General features: G+C 59.0%; 15 protein-coding genes. 9 read left to right on the top strand and 6 right to left on the bottom strand.

Annotated elements, in window-relative coordinates; all coding sequences use genetic code 11:
- Positions 1–42: 42 nt before the first annotated feature.
- Complete coding sequence (locus G3M63_RS17395; RefSeq protein ID WP_163983907.1) at positions 43–1083, top strand: IS110 family transposase; 1041 nt, start codon at positions 43–45, stop codon at positions 1081–1083.
- A gap of 367 nt (positions 1084–1450) precedes the next feature.
- On the opposite strand, the gene G3M63_RS17390 is transcribed toward G3M63_RS17395, so the two are convergent.
- Positions 1451–1894, bottom strand: coding sequence for a transposase (locus tag G3M63_RS17390; RefSeq protein WP_163983937.1), 444 nt, complete (start codon positions 1892–1894; stop codon positions 1451–1453).
- Between the two features lie 311 nt (positions 1895–2205).
- Here G3M63_RS17390 and G3M63_RS17385 point away from each other — a divergent pair, with 311 nt between their 5' ends.
- Positions 2206–3246, top strand: coding sequence for an IS110 family transposase (locus tag G3M63_RS17385; RefSeq protein ID WP_163983907.1), 1041 nt, complete (start codon positions 2206–2208; stop codon positions 3244–3246).
- A gap of 394 nt (positions 3247–3640) precedes the next feature.
- On the opposite strand, the gene G3M63_RS17380 is transcribed toward G3M63_RS17385, so the two are convergent.
- Positions 3641–5104 (bottom strand): DASS family sodium-coupled anion symporter, encoded by a 1464-nt coding sequence (locus tag G3M63_RS17380; RefSeq protein WP_163983936.1) that lies wholly within the window; start codon positions 5102–5104, stop codon positions 3641–3643.
- A gap of 24 nt (positions 5105–5128) precedes the next feature.
- Positions 5129–6448 (bottom strand): MFS transporter, encoded by a 1320-nt coding sequence (locus G3M63_RS17375; protein WP_256669866.1) that lies wholly within the window; start codon positions 6446–6448, stop codon positions 5129–5131.
- Positions 6449–6697: 249 nt separating this feature from the next.
- Between G3M63_RS17375 and smc the strand changes: the two genes are divergently transcribed.
- The 4 genes from smc (at position 6698) to G3M63_RS17355 (ending at position 15253) form a co-directional block, all read left to right on the top strand.
- Complete coding sequence (gene smc, locus G3M63_RS17370; protein ID WP_163983935.1) at positions 6698–10201, top strand: chromosome segregation protein SMC; 3504 nt, start codon at positions 6698–6700, stop codon at positions 10199–10201.
- Between the two features lie 328 nt (positions 10202–10529).
- Positions 10530–11459, top strand: a complete 930-nt coding sequence (gene zipA, locus G3M63_RS17365; RefSeq protein WP_163983934.1) for a cell division protein ZipA — start codon at positions 10530–10532, stop codon at positions 11457–11459.
- A gap of 456 nt (positions 11460–11915) precedes the next feature.
- Positions 11916–14282 carry an NAD-dependent DNA ligase LigA gene (gene ligA / locus G3M63_RS17360; RefSeq protein ID WP_163983933.1) on the top strand — a complete coding sequence of 789 codons (2367 nt, stop codon included), beginning with the start codon at positions 11916–11918 and terminating at the stop codon, positions 14280–14282.
- Between the two features lie 5 nt (positions 14283–14287).
- Positions 14288–15253, top strand: a complete 966-nt coding sequence (locus G3M63_RS17355) for a tRNA-dihydrouridine synthase (protein ID WP_178101076.1) — start codon at positions 14288–14290, stop codon at positions 15251–15253.
- Here G3M63_RS17355 and G3M63_RS17350 read toward each other — a convergent pair.
- Positions 15210–15455 carry a DUF465 domain-containing protein gene (locus G3M63_RS17350; RefSeq protein ID WP_150299152.1) on the bottom strand — a complete coding sequence of 82 codons (246 nt, stop codon included), beginning with the start codon at positions 15453–15455 and terminating at the stop codon, positions 15210–15212. The genes G3M63_RS17355 and G3M63_RS17350 overlap by 44 nt on opposite strands.
- 272 nt (positions 15456–15727) lie before the next feature.
- Here G3M63_RS17350 and G3M63_RS17345 point away from each other — a divergent pair, with 272 nt between their 5' ends.
- The 3 genes from G3M63_RS17345 (at position 15728) to G3M63_RS17335 (ending at position 20203) form a co-directional block, all read left to right on the top strand.
- Positions 15728–17065 carry an MFS transporter gene (locus G3M63_RS17345; protein WP_150299151.1) on the top strand — a complete coding sequence of 446 codons (1338 nt, stop codon included), beginning with the start codon at positions 15728–15730 and terminating at the stop codon, positions 17063–17065.
- 53 nt (positions 17066–17118) lie between these two features.
- A complete protein-coding gene (locus G3M63_RS17340; protein WP_150299150.1) occupies positions 17119–18303 on the top strand; it encodes an acetyl-CoA C-acyltransferase in 1185 nt (394 codons plus the stop codon).
- A 100-nt stretch (positions 18304–18403) separates the two neighbouring features.
- The gene (locus tag G3M63_RS17335) at positions 18404–20203 is read left to right on the top strand and encodes an acyl-CoA dehydrogenase (RefSeq protein ID WP_163983932.1); all 1800 of its coding nucleotides are present in this window, start codon (positions 18404–18406) and stop codon (positions 20201–20203) included.
- A gap of 100 nt (positions 20204–20303) precedes the next feature.
- Here G3M63_RS17335 and alkB read toward each other — a convergent pair whose 3' ends face one another.
- A complete protein-coding gene (gene alkB / locus G3M63_RS17330; protein WP_163983931.1) occupies positions 20304–20957 on the bottom strand; it encodes a DNA oxidative demethylase AlkB in 654 nt (217 codons plus the stop codon).
- Position 20958: 1 nt separating this feature from the next.
- Positions 20959–21492, bottom strand: a complete 534-nt coding sequence (locus tag G3M63_RS17325) for a methylated-DNA--[protein]-cysteine S-methyltransferase (RefSeq protein ID WP_163983930.1) — start codon at positions 21490–21492, stop codon at positions 20959–20961.
- Between the last annotated feature and the right edge of the window lie 356 nt (positions 21493–21848).

The raw sequence follows: 21848 nt of genomic DNA, 5'->3' as shown, positions 1-21848 counted from the left end.
TCCACAATCACGGGGTCGGCATCACAGCAGGAGGGTCCATCCATGAGCAAGATTAGCATTATTGGCATCGATCTAGCCAAACAGGTATTTCAGCTTCACGGCAACGATAGCCGGGGGCATAAGGTACTCGGCAAGCAGCTCAAGCGTGACCAATTGCTGCCTTTCCTAGCCACTCAGCCAGCCTGTCTGGTCGCCATGGAAGCCTGCGGTGGAGCGCATTACTGGGCTCGGCAAATCAAGGCGCTGGGGCATGAGGTGAAGATCATTCACCCGCGCTACGTTAAGCCCTTCGTGCAGGTGCACAAGAATGACCAGCGTGATGCTCAGGCGATTGCCGAAGCTGCTGCCCGACCTAGTATGCCTTCGGTCGCAGTAAAGTCAGTTGAACAACTGGATATCCAGGCCTTGCACCGGGTACGTGAACGTCTGGTCAAGGAGAAGACGGCGATCGGCAACGAGCTGCGCGGCTTGCTACTGGAAATGGGTATCACCATTGCCCAAGGGCACAAGAGTCTGCGTGAGACGGTGCCGTTGATACTTGAGGATGCTGAACAAACACTGAGTGTACGCGCTCGGCACTTGATCCATGATCTGCGCGAGCAATGGCTGGAGCGCGAGCGACGGATTGCAGATTACGACCGTGAGTTGAAACTGATTGCTAAGGAAAGTGCAGTCTGCGAGGCGATACAGAGCTTGCCCGGTATAGGGCCGATTAATTCGACGCTGCTTTATAGCCATGCTGGTGACGCCGAGCACTTCAAGTCGAGTAGACATTTCAGCGCCTATTTGGGACTGACTCCCCGCCAGCATGCTACGGGCGGTGTAGAAAAAATGCTGGGCATTTCCAAGCAAGGGAACAAGCATGTGCGCAAACAGTTGGTACATGGCGCTCGCGCGGCGTACCGGGTGCTTAGTCAGCCGGACAATGATTCGCGACTAGGCCGCTGGGTTAAAAGCAAAAGCATGGAAGGCAAACATGTGAACAAGATTGTGGTGGCCCTGGCGAACAAGCTGGCTCGTATCGTCTGGGCAATCATGAAAACAGGCCAGCCCTACCAGCCAATGCGAGGCCTGGAAGCCTGAGAGACTGACAGCGGCAGATAGTTAACAGAGTTACTACTCGTCCGAGGTTGCGCAGACCATTACGACACGACAGATAAGATCGATTCACTGAAACCTTAGGCGACGCCTGGCTCTTGGAAGCCGAGTAGGAGATTAAGGACAGTGAATGCACATCTCATAATGGCCAGGGGCAGTACACCCCGATCTACAAGGCCGGATATAAGCGTGCAATCTCATTCTCGAATGTCATGTGGCTTGCAACACGGGACGGGTCCATATAAGTGTCGCCCTCGGCACGACGGCGTGCGAAGAACGCCCAAGTGCTTTCAAGCAAGCACAGTCTGGCCAATCTTAATCACGACTGCAGATAGCGCTGATCTATGGCGCCTCACAACCAAACCGCATCCCAATGCGGATAATTTGCTACCGACTCGACGATGCCAGCTCGCAGCGGGTTGGCGATGATGTAGCGGGCCATGGCCTTCAGATCATCCTCCTTTCGCACCGCTCGATCATGAAAGCCACTTTGCCAGATACTCTGGCCAAGCTGTTTGGCTGTGAGCCCCTTTACCCTACCCACAACCGCCGATAGAGCTTCATGATTCAACTGCATCAGCCAGTGGAAATGATCAGGCATGACCACATAGGCCCAGGTTTGAATCTGATTGCGACTGAGCTCTGAGCGCAATGTATTGATCAACGTGCGCGCACTCGCCAAGTTTGCGAAGACGGGCTCTCTGTTCAAAGTGACGGTGGTGACGAGATAAAGGCGGCCAGGCTCTGAGGTCCGGCCTATGCGCAGATCACTGGCATGGCGTTTCAGGTTGTTCATGTCTCGTCCTGAGTGTTGACAATGGACATTGAACAGCTTGAAGCGTGATTAGCCTGTGAGCTGTATCCAACTTCTAAGCGTTGGATATTCGATGGGCGTCCTGCGGACGCCGTCGTGCCGGGGTCGACACTCCTACGCGACTCGTCTCGCCTGTACTTCCGGTAAGCGGCTTATTCCGGCGGGCGGCCGTCGACACAGAAGCGGCCCAGCGGCACGGACCCGTAGGAAATGAGATGGACCCGTCCCACCTTGTGCCATGATTGAGTTTGTCCACAATCACGGGGTCGGCATCACAGCAGGAGGGTCCATCCATGAGCAAGATTAGCATTATTGGCATCGATCTAGCCAAACAGGTATTTCAGCTTCACGGCAACGATAGCCGGGGGCATAAGGTACTCGGCAAGCAGCTCAAGCGTGACCAATTGCTGCCTTTCCTAGCCACTCAGCCAGCCTGTCTGGTCGCCATGGAAGCCTGCGGTGGAGCGCATTACTGGGCTCGGCAAATCAAGGCGCTGGGGCATGAGGTGAAGATCATTCACCCGCGCTACGTTAAGCCCTTCGTGCAGGTGCACAAGAATGACCAGCGTGATGCTCAGGCGATTGCCGAAGCTGCTGCCCGACCTAGTATGCCTTCGGTCGCAGTAAAGTCAGTTGAACAACTGGATATCCAGGCCTTGCACCGGGTACGTGAACGTCTGGTCAAGGAGAAGACGGCGATCGGCAACGAGCTGCGCGGCTTGCTACTGGAAATGGGTATCACCATTGCCCAAGGGCACAAGAGTCTGCGTGAGACGGTGCCGTTGATACTTGAGGATGCTGAACAAACACTGAGTGTACGCGCTCGGCACTTGATCCATGATCTGCGCGAGCAATGGCTGGAGCGCGAGCGACGGATTGCAGATTACGACCGTGAGTTGAAACTGATTGCTAAGGAAAGTGCAGTCTGCGAGGCGATACAGAGCTTGCCCGGTATAGGGCCGATTAATTCGACGCTGCTTTATAGCCATGCTGGTGACGCCGAGCACTTCAAGTCGAGTAGACATTTCAGCGCCTATTTGGGACTGACTCCCCGCCAGCATGCTACGGGCGGTGTAGAAAAAATGCTGGGCATTTCCAAGCAAGGGAACAAGCATGTGCGCAAACAGTTGGTACATGGCGCTCGCGCGGCGTACCGGGTGCTTAGTCAGCCGGACAATGATTCGCGACTAGGCCGCTGGGTTAAAAGCAAAAGCATGGAAGGCAAACATGTGAACAAGATTGTGGTGGCCCTGGCGAACAAGCTGGCTCGTATCGTCTGGGCAATCATGAAAACAGGCCAGCCCTACCAGCCAATGCGAGGCCTGGAAGCCTGAGAGACTGACAGCGGCAGATAGTTAACAGAGTTACTACTCGTCCGAGGTTGCGCAGACCATTACGACACGACAGATAAGATCGATTCACTGAAACCTTAGGCGACGCCTGGCTCTTGGAAGCCGAGTAGGAGATTAAGGACAGTGAATGCACATCTCATAATGGCCAGGGGCAGTACACCCCGATCTACAAGGCCGGATATAAGCGTGCAATCTCATTCTCGAATGTCATGTGGCTTGCAACACGGGACGGGTCCATATAAGTGTCGCCCTCGGCACGACGCTGGCCGATAGGCCAGCCATTTTCCCGTAGGAGCCAACCAGTGAGTTCAAGCCCACCCCAAAACCAAAACCGCCGTCACAAGGACGGCGGTCAGGGCGTGCTAGAGATTAGCCATCAAACCCCAAACACCCAGCCCATCAGCAAATAGCCAATCACAGTAACAATCACCACGCCCGCCAGGTTGAGGGAAAACCCGGCACGGATCATTTCGCCGATCTTGATGTGGCCGCTACCAAACACGATCGCGTTGGGCGGGGTGGCGACCGGCATCATGAAGGCGCAGCTGGCGGCGATGGCGGCGGGAACGGCGAACAGGATCGGCGACACGCCCTGGCCGACGGCAAGCGCGCCAAGCAGCGGCAGGAAGGCCGCTGCGGTGGCGGTATTGCTGGTCACTTCGGTGAGGAAGATGATCACCGCAGTGATCAGTATGACCATGGCGATGATCGGCAATACGCTCATGATCGACATGCTTTCGGCAATCCAGACTGCGAGGCCCGATGAAGTGATGACCGATGCCAGGGCAAGGCCGCCGCCAAACAGCAGTAATACGCCCCAGGGCATTTTCTGGGCGCTGTCCCAGTCCATCAAAAACACACGTTTTTTGGTATCGACCGGAATCAGAAACATTACCAGGGCCGCAGCGATGGCGATCACAGTGTCGTTGAGCCAGGGGATCAGGGTTTCTGACAATACTGGTTGGAATATCCATGACAGGGCGGTCAGCAGAAATACCACTGCAACGAGCTTTTCTCCCTTGCTCATCGGCCCGAGCTCTGCCAGATGTTCCCTGAGTAACGTCGAGCTGTTGGCGGACTCGTTATCCAGGCCGAAATTCTTGCGGGTCAGCATCCACCACACCACCAGCAGCATGCTGAACGAAACCGGCACACCGATCAGCATCCACTGCGCAAACCCGACCTGGATGTCATGGGTGTCGGCCAGATACGCTGCGAGCAGCGCGTTAGGCGGCGTGCCGATCAAGGTGGCGATCCCGCCGACACTCGCTGCATAGGCGATCGCCAGCAGCAGATTCGATGCGTACCGACGAATTGGCTCGGAGCTTTCATCGCCCATCATGCTGACCACGGACAGGCCGATCGGCAACATCATGATGGTCGTGGCAGTGTTGCTCACCCACATGCTGAGGAAGGCGGTGGCAATCATGAAACCCGCTACCTGACGCTTGGGCTGGCTGCCCACTGCGATCAGCGTGACCAGCGCGATGCGCTTGTGCAAATTCCAGCGCTGCATGGCGAGCCCCAACACGAAGCCGCCCATGAATAGAAAGATGATCGGGTTGGCGTAGGGCGCTGTCGCCTGGCTGACGCTGCCCAGGCCGAGCGCGGGGATCAGACAGATAGGCAGTAACGACGTAGCGGGAATCGCGATCGCCTCGGTCGACCACCATGTTGCCAGAAGCAACATGAGCCCCAGCGCATGCCAGGCTTCAATGCTCATCCCGGCCGGTGCTGGCAGTACCAGTGTCATGACCAGCAGCAGCGGTCCGAGAAACAGACCGATGATGCGCGACAGCGGAAGGCCCTGACTTGGGGTTCCTTGATGAATTTCAGACATATAACGATCCCATCGGGTAAGTAATCAGACTTCAGGCAGCGAGCCGGCCAGCATCGCGCCGACCAGACCTACCATTGAAAGTAGCAGCAGCATACCTGCCGCGCCGACCAGCGCGCTGAGCAGGCCAAACGCGCCGGTTGCCAACAATATGGCGCCGATGACGGTATTGCCTACGGCGACGTAATCCGTGCGGCGATTGCCTTCGGCCATGTCCAGCACATAGGTCTTGCGTCCGACGCGTACGCCGCTGTGCGCTATGCCGAGCACGAAGAACGCCACCGGGAACAACCAGGCGTGCAAAGTCGCGGACAACCCCGCCCAGAAATGCACGGCCAGGACCACGGGCCCCAGCAAGCTTGCGATACAGGCCGAAAGAATGAGCACGCGTCTGCTTGATCGGTCAGCCATGCGGCCCCAGACCATGGCGCTCAGGCTGTTAGCCAGGCCGTTGGCGACCAGAAAGGCGCCGAGCATGCCGATTCCGGATTTGATGTCCTGCCCGAGCAGAACGTAGTAGGGCGCAGACAGGGCGGAGCAGAGTAGCAACGCACGTGTGACAACGAAGCGTCGAAAAGTTGTATCGGTGCGCAGCAGACTCATGCGAGCGAAGGCTTCGCGGATGGCGTTTTCGCCTCCTTCGGTTGCGCCTGGCTGTTCGTCTATATACCGATAGATCCACGCTGCGATGATCCACAACAAGGCGGCAGCACTTATTAAGCCGGCATAAAAGAGCACATCATCTTCGGTTGGCGGCCAAAGCATGCAGTACACGCCAAATGCCAGGGCTGCCCAGCCGGACAGGCTGCCAGCCAGGCCATTGAGCTGACCGCGTCGGGTTTTGGGAACAGTCTTGCCGATTACGTCCTTGCCGGCGACGGAGCAGAGCCCACGGGCCAGGCTGAACAACACCAGGCAGGCGATGATCAGAGCGCCGGCCAGCGCTCCTTCAAACAACCAGGCCACCGCACCCAGTGCCAGCAGTATGCCCGCCTGCAGCAGGCTGCCCAGAATCCAGATGCCACGACGCATGGCGTGGCGGCGGATACGCGCAGCGATGAATAGCTGCGGCAGCATGGATCCGGATTCCCGGATGGGCACCAGCCAGGCAACCAGGGCGACCGGCGCGCCCACCACGCCCATCAGCCAGGCGAGTGTCGTCTTCGGGTTGATCAGTGTGTCGCCCAGGCTGGTCAGGGTATTGGCTGCCACCTGAAGGAAGAAATTCTGCGGCACACCGTTGCAGGCGCTGTCCGGTATATCCTTGCAAACCCGGACATCGTCCTCATTCATCAGCTTGCTGTAGATACTGTCCAGATCCGGCTGCACGGCCATGTCAGTGTCCATAACACAATTCAAGGGCCGCGAATTGTGCCGGAGTGGGCATTTTAAGGCTAGGGTGATCGACGCCGAATTAGCAAGATGCTCATCTATGGAGTCTGGATATTGCCTGTTTGACGCCGTAGCGTTCGGTTTTTGGCGGGCGCTGGGCGCTGGGGCTTCTCTTCCGCTGGTGTAGTGAGTAAAAATGCACCTTTGTTGGAGGCGATGCAGGCGACAACGCATCGCAACTGCTGCGCAAGGACAAGCAACTCAATGCGATTGAAATGCATCAGGCTGGCGGGCTTCAAATCCTTTGTCGATCCCACCACTGTTTACTTCCCGACCAATATGGGCGCTGTTGTTGGCCCGAACGGCTGTGGCAAGTCGAACATCATCGACGCGGTGCGCTGGGTAATGGGCGAAAGTTCGGCCAAGAACCTGCGTGGCGAGTCCATGACCGATGTCATTTTCAATGGCTCCAATAGCCGAAAGCCGGTGGGCCAGGCGTCCATCGAGCTGGTGTTTGATAACAGTGCCGGCACGCTCAAGGGTGAATACGCGGCGTACAACGAGATCTCCATCCGCCGTAAGGTCACCCGCGAAGCACAGAATCAGTACTACCTGAACGGCACCAAGTGCCGCCGCCGCGATATTACCGACATCTTTCTGGGCACGGGGCTGGGCCCGCGCAGTTATTCAATCATCGAACAGGGGATGATTTCCAAGCTGATCGAGGCCAAGCCCGATGAGCTGCGCCTGTTTATCGAAGAGGCTGCCGGCATTTCCAAATACAAGGAACGCCGCCGCGAGACCGAAAACCGCATCCGCCGCACGCATGACAATCTTGCACGCCTGACCGACCTGCGCGAAGAGCTGGAGCGCCAGCTGGGACACCTCCAGCGCCAGGCGCAGTCGGCGGTGAAATACAAGGAGTACAAGGCCAGCGAGCGCCAGCTAAAGGCGCAACTGCAGGCCTTGCGCTGGCAGACGCTCGACGGACTGGTTACAGAGCGCGAGCACCGCGTACGCGAGCTGGAAATCGCGCTGGAGGCGCTGATTGCCGAGCAGCGTAATGCCGATAGCCAGATGGAGAAACAGCGCGACCAGCATCTGGATCTCACCGAATCCTTCAACCGTGTCCAGGCGCGCTACTACAGCGTGGGCGCGGACATCAGTCGCATTGAACAGACGCTGCAATTCAATCGTGACCGGCAGAGCCAGCTGCAGGCAGATATCGATCGTACCGAGCAGGCCTGGCAGGAAGCGCAGAGCCATCTCTCCCAGGATCAGGCGTTACTGGCCGATCTGGAGAGCGAGCTGGCCGAGATCGAGCCGGAGCTGGAAATGTCCGCGGCGGCAGATGAGGAAACGGCCGAGCAGTTGCAACGTGCCGAGCATGCCATGCAGGAATGGCAGGCCGCCTGGGATCAATTCAATCAGCAGTCAGCCTCGCCACGCCAGCAAGCTGAGGTAGAGCAGTCGCGTATTCGTCATCTTGAACAGGCCGCGGAGCGTCTTGCCGAACGTATTCAACGCCTTGAAGAGGAACGATCCACGTTGATTGCGGGGCCGCTCGACGAGGAATTGTCCGCACTGAACGAGCAGCTGGCCGAACTGGAACTGCGCAGCGAAACCGACCAGCAGCAACTGGAAGAGCTTGGAGAGAGGCTGGGCCAGGAACGCGATGCACTGACGGCGCTAACCCAGGAAGCCGACATTCGCCGTGGCGAAATCCAGCGCCAGAATGGCCGCATGGCCTCCCTCGAAGCGTTACAACAAGCGGCACTGGAGCATGGCTCCGGCGTGCGCGATTGGCTGCAGCAGCAGGGCCTTGGGGAGTTGCCGCAACTGGCAGCGCAGCTGCAGGTGGAGGCTGGCTGGGAGGGCGCCGTCGAGACCGTGCTGGGTGAGGACTTACAGGCTCTCAGCCTGGATGACCTCGGTACGGTAGCCGACCTATGCGCCGAATTTGGACAGGGTAGCTTGCGCTTGCTCGATACCAGTCGCTTCGATAGCCGGTCCACATCAGAGACAGATTCATTGCTGGCGAAGGTCAGTTCGCCAGTGAATCTCGCGCCCTGGCTCGCTGGCGTTAAAGTCTGTGACTCACTTGATCAGGCGCTGGGGCAGCGGTCAAAGCTGGCCAGCCACGAGTCCTTGATCACTCCCGGCGGGGAGTGGGTCGGACCGAACTGGCTGCGCCTCAAGCGAGGCAGTGCCAGCGAAACAGGGGTGCTTGCGCGGCAACAGGAACTGGAACACCTGCAAGCCATGGTCGAAGAGCGGCAGGCGTTGTTGGTCGATGGCGAGGAACGCATTGCCTCGCTCCAGGAGCATGTTCGCCAACTGGAGCAGCAGCGCGAAAGCCTGCAGCAGGGCCTGGCTCGCACCTCCCGCGAGCAGGGCGAAATCAAGGCGCAATGTTCCGCACGGCAGGTACGTCTTGAGCAGGTGACTGCGCGGCGTCAGCGTATCGATGAGGATCTGGAAGATATCCGCATGCAACGCAGTGATGAGCTGGAGCAGATCGGCGAAGCACGCATGACCCTCGAAGCGGCGCTCGAGCGCATGGCCAACGACGCGGAGCAGCGCGAAACGCTGTTACAACGCCGTGATCAGGTGCGCGAAGCGCTGGACCAGGCGCGTCAGCAAACGCGTCAGCACAAGGACCGCTCGCACCAGCTGGAGCTGCGGGTGCAATCATTGCGTGCCCAGCGGGAGTCCACGTCACAGGGGCTCGAGCGGCTGAGTATTCAGCTCGAACGTCTGGCTGAACGCAGGGAAGAACTGCGACTGACCTATGAGGAAAACCAGGCGCCGGAGGATGATCAGCGCATCGAGCTGGAGTCACTGCTCGAGCAGCGCCTCCAGGCGGAACAGGACCTGGGCACGGCGCGTCAGGCACTGGAGGAGGTCGATCAGCAGATTCGCGATCAGGATCGCCGTCGCAGTCAGGCCGAACAGCAGGCCCAGGTGGTCCGCGGTCAGCTGGATGAGCAACGTCTGGCTGCGCGCGATCTGCAGACACGTCGGCAAGGGTTGCAGGAGCAGTTGCGCGAGGCAGGCTATGATCTCAATGGCGTGATCGCGACCTTACCCGAGGATGCAACTGAATCCGACTGGGAGCAGCAGCTTGCTCAGCTCGATGCACGTATTCAGAGGCTGGGTCCAATCAACCTGGCGGCGATCGACGAATATGAGCAACAATCCGAGCGTAAACGCTATCTTGATGCGCAGAATGCTGATCTGGAGGAAGCGCTCGATACGCTGGAGCAGGTCATTCGCAAGATCGACCGGGAAACGCGCAGCCGTTTCAAGGAAACCTTCGACAAGGTGAACAACGGGTTGCAGACGTTGTTTCCCAAGGTCTTCGGCGGCGGGAACGCCTACCTTGAGCTGACCGGTGATGATCTACTCGATACCGGGGTGGCGATCATGGCGCGGCCGCCCGGCAAGAAAAACAGCACCATCCATTTGCTGTCCGGTGGTGAGAAAGCCCTGACGGCGATTGCCCTGGTATTCTCAATCTTCCAGCTCAATCCCGCGCCGTTCTGTATGCTGGACGAGGTGGATGCACCCCTTGATGATGCCAACGTCGGCCGCTATGCCCGGATCGTAAAAGAGATGTCAGCGCGCGTGCAGTTCATCTATATCACCCACAACAAGATTGCCATGGAAATGGCTGATCAGTTGCTGGGTGTAACGATGCATGAACCTGGCTGCTCAAGGCTGGTCACAGTGGATGTCGAAGAGGCTGCTGCGCTCGCGGCGGTGTAAAGTTTTGCGGGCTCATGTTAGGGTTTGTCGATAATTTTGTGAGTCTGAATTTTGACTCTTCCGTTGCAGGCACATGACGATTGTCGGTGAGTTGCCGGTCGGTCCGGCAGGGAAAGTTTTTATACCTATCCTACGCTGGGGCACGAGCACGTCGAGGCGCTGAGTGCAGGTGTTTATTCAGAAACCTTTGGCGGGTCGATTGGCAAGATGGCTGAAACCATGTGGTCTGCAATGAATGCTTAACAGGCATCCGGGCTTCGCTTATATTCGGCACGACATTTTTTGGTCGGCCTACATGAAAGAATTGGCATAACAGGAACAGGAATTCATGGATTTCGGTTTACGTGAGTGGCTTATCATAATCGGCGTGCTGGTCATTGCCGGTATCTTGTTTGACGGATGGCGGCGCATGGGCGGCCGCTCGCGTATACGTATCAAGCTGGAACGCAATCTGACTGACGACGCAGACACTCCCCCGGCAGATGACCTGCTCGGGCCGCCGCGCGTCATCGGCCGTAAAGGTCGGTCGGAGCCTTCTGTTGGCCGCGACCTGTCGGAGCTGGACGATCTTGGCGACAATGCATCAGTGCACTCGCCAGAGCAGACCGGGCTGGACCTGGGTGGTTTGAACCTCGACGACATACCAGAGCCGCCCAGCGTGCAGGACACGCGCGGCACCTCACGTCCGCGCAAGGTCACGCCTCGCGCGCCGGATATGCCGCGACGTGAACCGCGCATGGCTGAAAAAGACGAGCAACCTACGCGTACAGAGCCGGAACTCAGCGCCGAGCCCGCCACTGCGAGGGAAGAGCTTCCTCCGGTCGAAGAGGTGTTCGTGATTAATGTCGTCGCACGCGATGAACTAGGCTTTCCTGGCTCGGCGCTGCTGCAGAATATTCTTGAAAGTGGTCTGCGCCACGGTGAAATGAATATCTTCCACCGCCACGAGAGCATGAGCGGTAACGGCGATGTGCTGTTTTCCATGGCCAATGCGCTGAAGCCTGGCGTCTTTGATCTCGATGAGATGGATAGCACCTATGTGCGTGCCGTCAGCTTCTTCATGGGGCTGCCGGGTCCTCGTCATCCCAAGCAGGCGCTTGATCTGATGATCGCTGCGGCACGCAAGCTTTCCCACGAGCTGGGCGGTGACCTCAAGGATGAACAGCGCAGCGTCCTGACCGCGCAAACCATCGAACATTACCGCCAGCGCATCGCCGAATACGAGCGCAAGCGATTCAGTCAGCGCCGGTCGTATTGATCCAGGGTTAGCTCAAACTGCATTGGCTGGCCTGCCGGCCAGCGTCGTGCCGACGGTTCGGCGACCCGAGGCGACACTCCAACGGGTTGCGAGCGGGGTTAACGTTCGGTACTCAGCTTAACTCGGTGCTGCCATCGGCCGTTGATCTATTGTGGGAGGGGCGACCTCGCCGCGAATGGCGACCGCAGGGCGCCCCGGGTTTGTGGCAGTGCGGTAAGGGCTGGCTTGACAGCCAGGTCGTGCCGAGGTCGACACTCCTAAGGTTCTTTGTCGGGGATACTCGATGCATAGCTGAACTGAGTATCACCTCCGGTCGACGTTCTATTTGTGGAAGGGTGACGTCGCCGGGAATAGCGACTGATTACCAACACCCCGACCCGCGCCCCAACACTGCCGTCCCCACCGGGTTCCTTGCTACAATCTCCGCTTGTTCCGCCTCCGATGATTTGACCGACCATGACCGTTACTCCTGATCCGGCGCTGCGCGCGCAGCAACTGCGTGAGCAGATCAATGAGCACAACCACCGCTATTACGTGCTCGACGAGCCTGCCATTCCTGATGCGGAATACGATCGCCTGTTCAACGAGCTCAGAGCGCTGGAAGAGGCGAATCCGGAGCTGATTCTGCCAGACTCGCCTACCCAGCGCGTCGGTGGGGCGCCGTCTGCGGCGTTTGGCACCGTCCAGCATGAAGTCCCCATGCTCAGCCTGGGCAACGCGTTCGAGGAAGGCGATATGCTGGATTTCGACCGCAGCGTACGGCGCGGTCTGGATATGCCAGCAGATGATCTGTTCGGTGCGCAAATCGAGTACTGCTGCGAGCCCAAGCTGGATGGCCTGGCGGTCAGTCTGTTGTATGAGGACGGTTATCTGGTCCGTGGAGCCACCCGGGGCGACGGTAGCAAGGGAGAGGACATCACGACCAACGTGCGGACCATCCGCAATATTCCGCTCAAGTTGCGCGGCGATGATTGGCCCAAGGTGCTGGAGGTGCGTGGCGAAGTCTATATGAGCAAAGCGGGTTTTGAAGCCTTGAATGAGCGCGCCCGCAACGACGGCTCGAAGACCTTCGCCAACCCACGCAATGCCGCTGCGGGTTCGCTACGCCAGCTCGACTCGAGTATTACCGCTCGGCGGCCGCTGGAGTTCTGCTGTTACGGCATTGGCCGGTTTGAGGGTGAGCTGCCGCGCACCCAGACCGGCATTCTCGAAGCGGTAAAATCCTGGGGGTTGGCGATCAGCCCGGAACTGAAGCTGGCCAGCGGCATTCAGGCCTGCCTCGATTATTACCACGACATCGGCGCTCGCCGAAACGACCTGAGTTACGAGATCGACGGCGTGGTATTCAAGGTCAATGATCTGGGCTATCAGCGCGAGTTGGGCTTTCGTGCACGCCAGCCGCGCTGGGCAATAGCGCATAAATTTCCTGCCAGTGAGGAGCTGACCGAGGTACTGGCGGTGGAATTTCAGGTGGGCCGTACCGGCGCGATTACACCTGTCGCGCGGCTCAAGCCGGTGCAGGTGGCAGGCGTTACCGTGTCCAATGCCACCCTGCATAATATGGACGAGGTGGCCCGGCTGGGCGTGATGATTGGCGATACGGTGATCATTCGCCGCGCGGGCGATGTAATTCCGCAGGTCATGCAGGTGGTCAGTGACCGCCGGCCTGCGGACGCTCAACCTATCGCAGTGCCGGAAAGCTGCCCGGTGTGCGGTTCGGCTGTGGAGCGCACCCAACTGGTCAAGCGTAGTCGCGGCCGTGAGACCTATACCGAGGGCTCGGTGTATCGCTGCGTGGGGCGCATGATCTGTCAGGCGCAGTTGAAGCAGGCAATCATCCACTTTGTGTCGCGCCGGGCAATGGATATCGACGGGCTGGGCGAGAAGATCATCGAGCAACTGGTGGACGCCGGCCATGTGGCATCTCCGGCGGACCTCTATGCACTGACCTACGAGCAGGTGATCGAGCTGGAGGGGTTCGCTGAGATATCCACCAAGAACCTGCTGACTGCGATCAACGACAGCAAGCGCCCGGGTCTGGCTCGGTTTGTTTATGCACTGGGCATTCCCGATGTAGGTGAAGAGACTGCCAAACTCCTGGCGCGCGCGCTGGGCAGTCTCGACCGGATTCGTCGTGCCCTGCCAGAGGTGCTGGTATATCTCCCGGATATCGGCAATGAAGTCGCCCACGAGATCCATGCGTTCTTCACCGACGAGCATAACCTCAAGGTACTTGAGCAGCTCCGCGAGCGCGGCGTGGAGCTGCAGGATGAAGGGGATATTTCCCCTGAGTACGCGGCCCATGTCAGTCTCGCCGAGTTTATCGCGCGTCTGGAAATCCCCTATATAGCACGCACAGGATCCGAGCGGCTGGCGGCGACCTTCAATAATATCGAGGAAATTGCCCGGGCTGATTGGCTTGAGCTAAAGCGTGTTGATCGGCTAAATGACAAGGCAATCAACAGTTTGATGGGTTATTTCAAAGTTGAATCTAATCGCGCAAGAGTGCTGGAGATCGAACAGCAACTTCGCGATTTCGGTATGCATTGGGAAAGCCCCAAGGCCAGCGTCGATAACTTGCCATTGGCCGGGCAGACCTGGGTATTGACCGGAACCCTGGAGACCTTCTCCCGTGATGTGGCCAAGGATCATCTGGAAAGCCTCGGTGCCAAGGTGGCGGGCAGCGTTTCAGCCAAGACCCATTGCGTCGTGGCGGGTCCGGGCGCGGGTAGCAAGCTGGCCAAAGCCCAGCAGCTGGGCGTCAAGGTCCTGGACGAACAGGGTCTGCTGGATGTACTGGCGGAGCGGGGCATTCACGCTTGAACGATATGATCATCCTGGCACCCATGGAGGGGCTGGTGGATGCACCCATGCGCGATATTCTGACGCGGATTGGCGGCATCGATCGCTGTGTCAGTGAGTTCATTCGGGTGACGGAAGGGCCACTGAACAAGGGCACCATCCTGCGCATCGTGCCAGAAGCCCTGAGCGGTTGGGCCACGCGGGCCGGTGTACCGGTGCATCCGCAACTGCTTGGGTCCGATCCCCGGTGGCTGGGGTTCAACGCAGCGATGCTGGCGGAGATGGGGGCGCCGGCGGTGGATCTCAATTTTGGCTGCCCGGCCAAGACCGTCAATCGACACGGTGGCGGGGCGGGCTTGCTGCGCGATCCGGAAGTACTTGCCAGAATCGTGACTGCGGTACGTGCTGCTGTGCCTGCAGGGATACCTGTCACCGCCAAGATGCGCCTGGGTTACAGCGACACCAGTCTGGCGCTGGACTGTGCTCAGGCTCTGGCCGATTCAGGCGCCGCGGAAATCGCTGTGCATGCACGCACCAAGGTCGACGGTTACAAGCCACCCGCGCACTGGGAGTGGTTGGCGCGTATACGCGAAGCGGTGAATGTGCCGGTGGTCGCTAACGGTGATGTCTGGACCCATGAAGATTACCAGCGGATCCGCGACGTCAGCGGCTGCGATGCCGTGATGATCGGTCGCGGCCTGGTGGTGTGCCCGGATCTGGCGGCCCAAATTCGCCAACAATTAGCTGGAAAGGACATCGCCCGCATGAGCTGGCACTCTTTACAGCCATGGTTCGCGGATTTCTTCCGCCAGACCCAGGAACGCGTAGCGCCACGGCATGCGCCGGGACGCTTTAAACAATGGCTGGCCATGTTGACGCAACAGTTTCCGGAAGCTCGGGGGCTGTTCGATCAATTGCGTCGCGAGACCAGCGCGGATGTGGTTTCGGCTACCCTTGGCCGCCTTGCAGGTGATGGGCAATACGGTCCTTGACTGCGCGCCGCTTCTCCTTGAGTTCCTGTACCGCATCATCCTCAGCGTTGCCTGCGGAGATGGATTCCCCAGCAAGTACCTGGTTATCAAGGTCGTTGTATTCGTCCAGTAGCTTGTCTAGCTTGCTATCCTGTTCCCGCCGTTTTTGAATGTCTTCTCTGCTGATCTGCAAATCTTCATAGAGGTCGTGGGACGCAACCATGGATATCTCCGTTCGCTCTCGGGTGGATTCAACGAACGCGCAGTGACCATACGGATCGCACGTTCGCCGCATATTGAGCTCTCTGTCGTTGGAGGCATCACCGCAGAAAAAATTCCAATACTTCTATTAATCGAGACGGGCGGGCAGCTCCCATAGCCGTCGCTAATGGGTACGCATCGCCTCTGTTAATGCAAATATTTCGGAATCGACTTCCGCACTGCGAACCTGATAGTCTCCTGATTGGTCTTTTTACCCCTGTGCGGGAGCGCGACGTGCCTCATAACAACAGCTTGTATCCTTCAAGTGGCCGTGCCTGGTTTACCGTCTCTATACTGCTGATGGCTTACGTTCTGTCCTTTGTCGACCGGCAGATTCTGAACTTGCTGGTTGAGCCGATTCGCCGTGATCTGGCGATCAGTGACACGCAGATGAGTCTGCTGATGGGCCTGTCCTTCGCGATTTTTTATACCATCGCCGGTATTCCCCTGGGGCGCGTTGCCGACAGCAAAAGCCGTCGGGGTCTGATTGGCGTGGGTGTGCTGGTCTGGAGTCTGATGACAGCCGCCTGCGGCCTGGCTCAGCAGTATTGGCATTTCATCCTCTGCCGTATCGGCGTGGGGGCTGGCGAAGCCGCCCTGTCGCCTGCGGCCTACTCGCTGATGGCTGACAGCTTCCCGCCGGAAAAGCGTGCTACGGCCATCAGCGTCTATTCGATGGGTATCTATCTTGGTGCCGGTATGGCGTTCTTGCTTGGCGGCATGGTGATCACCTTTGCCAATGCCCAGGGCGACGTCGTGCTGCCGATCATCGGCCTGGTGCGACCCTGGCAGCTTATATTCCTGATGCTCGGTGGCGTTGGCGTCGCTTTCTGCCTGGTGCTGTTCGCAATCAAGGAGCCGACCCGCAAAGGCATCGGCGCTGGTGTGGCTGTGCCGTTGAAAGAGGTTGGCGCCTACCTGGTCAGCATCCGCAAAGCCGTGCTGTGTCATAACATTGGCTTTGCCTGCTTGTCCTTCGCGTCATATGGCGCTTCAGCCTGGATTCCGACCTTCTTCATTCGCAACCACGGCCTGACGGCTGGCGAAGTAGGGATGTATTACGGCTCCATCGTGATGGTCGCAGGCTCTCTGGGTATCGTCTTCGGTGGCCGGCTGGCTGACTATCTGGCACGTCGGGGCTACACTGACTCGAACATGCGGGTCGGTCTGCTGGCGGCAATCCTGACGATTCCATTTAACGTCGTGTACCTGGTCGCTGATCTGAATCTGGTCTGGTTCCTGATGTTCTTCAACGTCTTCACCGTGGCTATGCCTTTTGGTGTCGCGCCTGCAGCGATTCAGGAAGTCATGCCCAACGCGATGCGTGGCCAGGCGTCTGCCATCTATCTGTTCACTATCACCCTGATCGGCCTGGGCATTGGTCCGACCGCTGTCGCCATGTTTACCGATTTCGTTTTCAATGACGACGCGGCCGTCCGTTATTCAATCTTCATTGTTGCAACAGTTATCACCCTGGGTTCAGTGGCGCTGCTCTGGATGGGTTTGAAACCCTATCGTGAGGCCCGGGAAACACTGGCCCGCTGGGGCGAGAGACAGGGGCAGTCGGCCTGATCCCTGCCGGGGTCAGTACGCCCGGCTTACATTATCTAAACAGGAGCTACATCATGACTGACGCAGTTATCGTATCTACGGCCCGTACCGCATTGGGCAAGTCCTACCGCGGTGCCTTGAACAACACTCACAGTGTCGACATGGCCGGTTACGTCATCGAGCACGCAGTCAAGCGCGCCGGTATCGATCCGTCCATCGTTGAAGACGTTATCCTCGGTGCGACCTTCCACGAAGGCGCGCAGGGCAAGAACATGGCGCGTCTGGCGGCTATCCGCGGCGGCCTGCCGGTGACCACAGCCGGTATGTCCATCAACCGTTTCTGCAGCTCCGGTCTGCAGTCCATCGCTATCGCCGCCCAGCGTGTCGTCAGCGAGAAGATTCCGGCAATCGTCGCTGGTGGCGTTGAGTCGATCAGCCTGTGCCAGAACGACAAGCTGAACATGTACAAAGGCGTTAACGAGTGGATCAAGCAGAACAAGCCTGAGCTGTATCTGTCCATGATCGAGACCGCTGACATCGTTGCTGCCCGCTACAACGTCAGCCGTGAATCCCAGGACGAGTACTCGGTGATCAGCCAGCAGCGCACTGCAGCCGGCCAGGAAAGCGGCAAGTTCGCAGACGAAATCGTGCCTTACCAGACCACGATGCTGGTCAAGGACAAGGAAACCGGTGAAGTCAGCGAGAAGCAGGTCAACCTGACCCAGGACGAGTGCAACCGTCCGAACACCACGCTGGAAGGCCTTGCTGGTCTGCAGCCAGTACGCGGTCCTGAGCACTTTGTAACAGCCGGCAACGCCAGCCAGCTGTCTGATGGCGCGTCCGTGTGTGTGGTCATGAACGGTACGGTCGCTGAACAGCAGAACATCGAGCCGATGGGTATCTTCCGTGGCTTCAGTGTTGCCGGTTGCGAGCCTGACGAAATGGGCATTGGTCCGGTTTATGCCATTCCCCAGCTGCTCAAGCGCAATGGCCTGACCATGGACGACATCGGTCTGTGGGAGCTGAACGAAGCCTTTGCTTCGCAGGTTGTTTACTGCCGCGACAAGCTGGGCATCCCGATGGAAAACCTGAACGTCAACGGCGGCTCCATCGCCATCGGCCACCCTTACGGCGTAACCGGTTCGCGTCTGACGGGCCACGCACTGATCGAAGGCAAGCGTCGCGGCGCCAAGTTTGTGGTAGTCACCATGTGTATCGGTGGCGGTCAGGGCGCAGCGGGCCTGTTCGAAGTTATCTAAAGGCAGCGGCACGCTACAAGCGAAACCCGGGCCTGTGCTCGGGTTTTGTTTTGTAGGGCTGCGAAGCCCGTCGCTTGCGGTGAATATAGAGGATTCATTCATGTCCCAGAAAATCATCAATACTGACGATCTGTCCTTCCTGCTCTACGAGCTGCTGGATATTGAACGTCTGACCCAGTTTCCCCGTTATACCGACCACAGCCGTGACACCTTTGAGGCCGCCATTGAGTTGGCGCTGAAAGTTGGCGCTGAAACCTTCGCCCCGCACAACCACCTGTGTGACGCCGATGAGCCGCGCTTTGAAAACGGTAAAGTCGTCATCCGCCCCGAGGTTTCCGAAGCCCTGGCAGTGTTGCGTGAGACCGGGCTGATGGCTGCCTCGCAGGATTACGAGCGCGGCGGCATGCAGTTGCCGGCAGCGGTCGCACAGATCTGTATCGGTTTGATCAAGGGCGCGAACGTCAGCACCCAGGCCTATGCCGGTCTGACCATCGCAGCCGGTAACCTGATCATGGCCCACGGTAGCGAGGAGTATAAGAAACGCTTTGCCGAACCGATGATGGAAGGCCGCTTTTTTGGCACCATGTGCTTGACCGAGCCCCAGGCCGGCTCGTCTCTGGCGGATATCAAGACCCGCGCTGTGCCGGCCGATGACGGCAGCTACCGGATCACCGGCAACAAGATCTTCATTTCAGCTGGCGACCACGAGCTGAGCGAAAACATCGTGCACCTGGTCCTGGCCAAACTGCCCGATGCGCCGCCCGGCGTGAAAGGCATTTCCTTGTTTATCGTGCCCAAGATCCTGGTCAATGAAGATGGCAGCCTGGGTGAGCGTAACGACGTGCAGCTGGCGGGCCTGATCCACAAGATGGGTTATCGCGGCACTACCTCGACCATGCTCAACTTTGGCGAGCAGGGCGGGGCAGTAGGGTATCTGGTGGGCGAGCCGCACCAGGGCCTGGCGCAGATGTTCCATATGATGAACGAGGCGCGAATCGGCGTGGGCCTGGGCTCGGTCATGCTGGGCTACACTGGCTACCTGCATGCACTGGAATACGCCCGCGAACGCCGCCAGGGCCGTCCGCTCAAGGAGCGCGATCCGGAAAGCCCGATGATTCCGCTGATCGAACATGCCGATGTGCGTCGCATGCTGCTCGCGCAAAAAGCCTTTGTTGAAGGCGGGCTGTCGCTGTGCCTGTTCGCCTCGACGTTGGTCGACGAGAAGAAGCATGCCGAAGACGCAGCCAGGCGCGAAGAGGCAGCCGGCCTGCTGGACCTGCTCACGCCTATCGTCAAATCCTGGCCTTCGCAGTTCTGCCTGGAAGCCAACAGTCTGGCGATTCAGGTCCACGGTGGGTATGGCTATACACGCGAGTACCCGGTTGAGCAGTTCTACCGCGATAACCGCCTGAACCCGATTCATGAAGGCGCCCACGGCATTCAGGGACAGGATCTGCTAGGCCGCAAGGTAAACATGAAGGACGGTGAGTACTATCAGGCACTGGTCTCGCGCATGCGCGCCACCATCAGTGAATGTCAGGCAGAAGCCGAGTTGCAGTCCTCTTGCGCCTTGCTTGGCGGCGCGCTGTCTACGCTGGAAGAGATCACCACCGCACTGCGGGCGCTGCGCAAGGACGATCCCGACCGCGCGCTGGCCAATGCGTACCTGTACCTGGAAGCTTTCGGTCATGTCGTGGTGGGCTGGATGTGGTTGCGTCAGGCCCAGGCGGCACTGCGCGGCCTCAAGCAGGGCGGCGAGCGTCCACAGGCGTTCTATCAGGGTAAACTGAACACCTGCGAATACTTCCTGCGCTATGAACTGCCCAAGACCCTGGCACTGGCAGAGGTACTACGCAGTGCAGACCGCACTACTCTGGATATGCCGGGAGAGTGTTTCTAACGGTTGGCTGGACTGCCGGCGTTGCGAGAGCATTCGCAGCGCTGGTCTGTTCCCGGATTCATACGCGTTTTACTCAAGCCAGACGCGTTCTGCTTTTGCCTCAGCGCACCTTTCTGAACGTCAGGTTGTAGCGTACCGAACCCGTGAGTGGATGGTCGGCACGCTTGCCCAGCGGCGCAACGCCGTGGAAGAACAGACGGCTTGGGCCTCCCCACACCAGCACGTCACCATGTTCGATCTTCCACCGCACCGGCTGATGTGAGCGGGTCGGGCCACCAAACATAAAGCTGATGGGCGCACCCAGCGACACCGAGACGATCGGTGCGAAGAGATCCTGCTCGTCCTTGTCCTGATGTAGCGCCATACGTGCGCCGGTTTCATAGCGGTTAATCAGGCAGCTTTGCGGGGCAAAGCCCGGGTATCCCGCGCGCTCGGCTGCACGTGCTGCTAACTGCTTGAATGATTCAGGCAGCGCCGGCCAGGGCTGGTCATCCAGTGGGTCAGTCGGGCTGTAGCGATAGCCATGGCGGTCGGTTACCCAGCCCAGATCGCCACAACTGGTCATGGCTGCCGACATGCTATATCCGCCGGGCGTTACCTGGTGGCGGAAGGGCGCCCTGGCGGCAACCTGTTGCAGGTCGGTTAACAGCTGTTCCGCATCGTCAAGCACGAAGCCGCGCAGGAGCCAGGCACCCTCGGCCAGTGGTTGGGGCGGTTCGGGTTGATGTTCGAACAGATCAAGCGTCCCGGCCATGTCAGATCCCGGCGGCGAGGCGATTCTCGAGTTCGATCAGACTACGCTTGCGCTCAACGCCCCATCGATAACCCGATATTCCGCCGTCGCTACGCAGCACGCGGTGGCAGGGTACAACGATGGCCAGCGGGTTAGCTGCGCAGGCGCCGGCCACGGCGCGCATGGCCGTCGGCCGACCGCAACGCCGCGCGAGCTCGCTGTATGTGATCGTCTCGCCAGTGCCGACCTGGCTGAGCGTCTGCCAAACCTGTTGCTGGAACTGCGTTCCGAAGGGCGCTAACGGACGCGGCAAAGCGGTAAGTGTCGATCCGGGGGTATCGATGTAAGCGAGAAGCACAGCCAGTTCTGATCCGAGGTCGACATCCTGCTGTCGTATCTCGCTTGTTGGAAAGCGTCGCTGGAGATCCTCAACGAGTGTCTGCGGCTCATCGCCCAACAGGATCGCGCAAATACCGCTCTCGCAAATGCCATAAAGCAAAGCGCCGAATTTGCAGCGGCCGGTTGTGTATTGGATGGATAAAAGGGGAGTAACCATGACCAGATCCTGAAATGGAGTGCTGAATTGATATTCGACCTTAATGGCGGTCAATTCAAGGTACCCGGTCGGGTATACGGCGGCAGACATGTTCCTGCGCCACAGGTCCCGCCTGTCGTGCGCCTCCCTGGGGGTGTAGCGCGCCTGCGCTACGCCAGTTTTGCAGCGGATACCAAGCACGCAGGGAGTCCAAACGCAGCCGCATAGCACTAGCCAAACCCGTCGGCGCGTCCGAACGCGGCCCGAGCCTCACGCCAACCCCAGGAAAACCTCGTCGGCGCGTCCGAACGCGGCTCGAGCCCCGCGCCAACCCAAGGAAGCTCGTCGGCGCGTCCGAGCGAGGCCCGAGCCTCACG

Source organism: Pseudomonas sp. OIL-1 (genome assembly GCF_010669185.1).
Classification (GTDB): domain Bacteria; phylum Pseudomonadota; class Gammaproteobacteria; order Pseudomonadales; family Pseudomonadaceae; genus Halopseudomonas; species Halopseudomonas profundi.
Note: the sequence above shows the minus strand (reverse complement) of the source record. Positions and strands in the feature narration are given on the sequence as shown.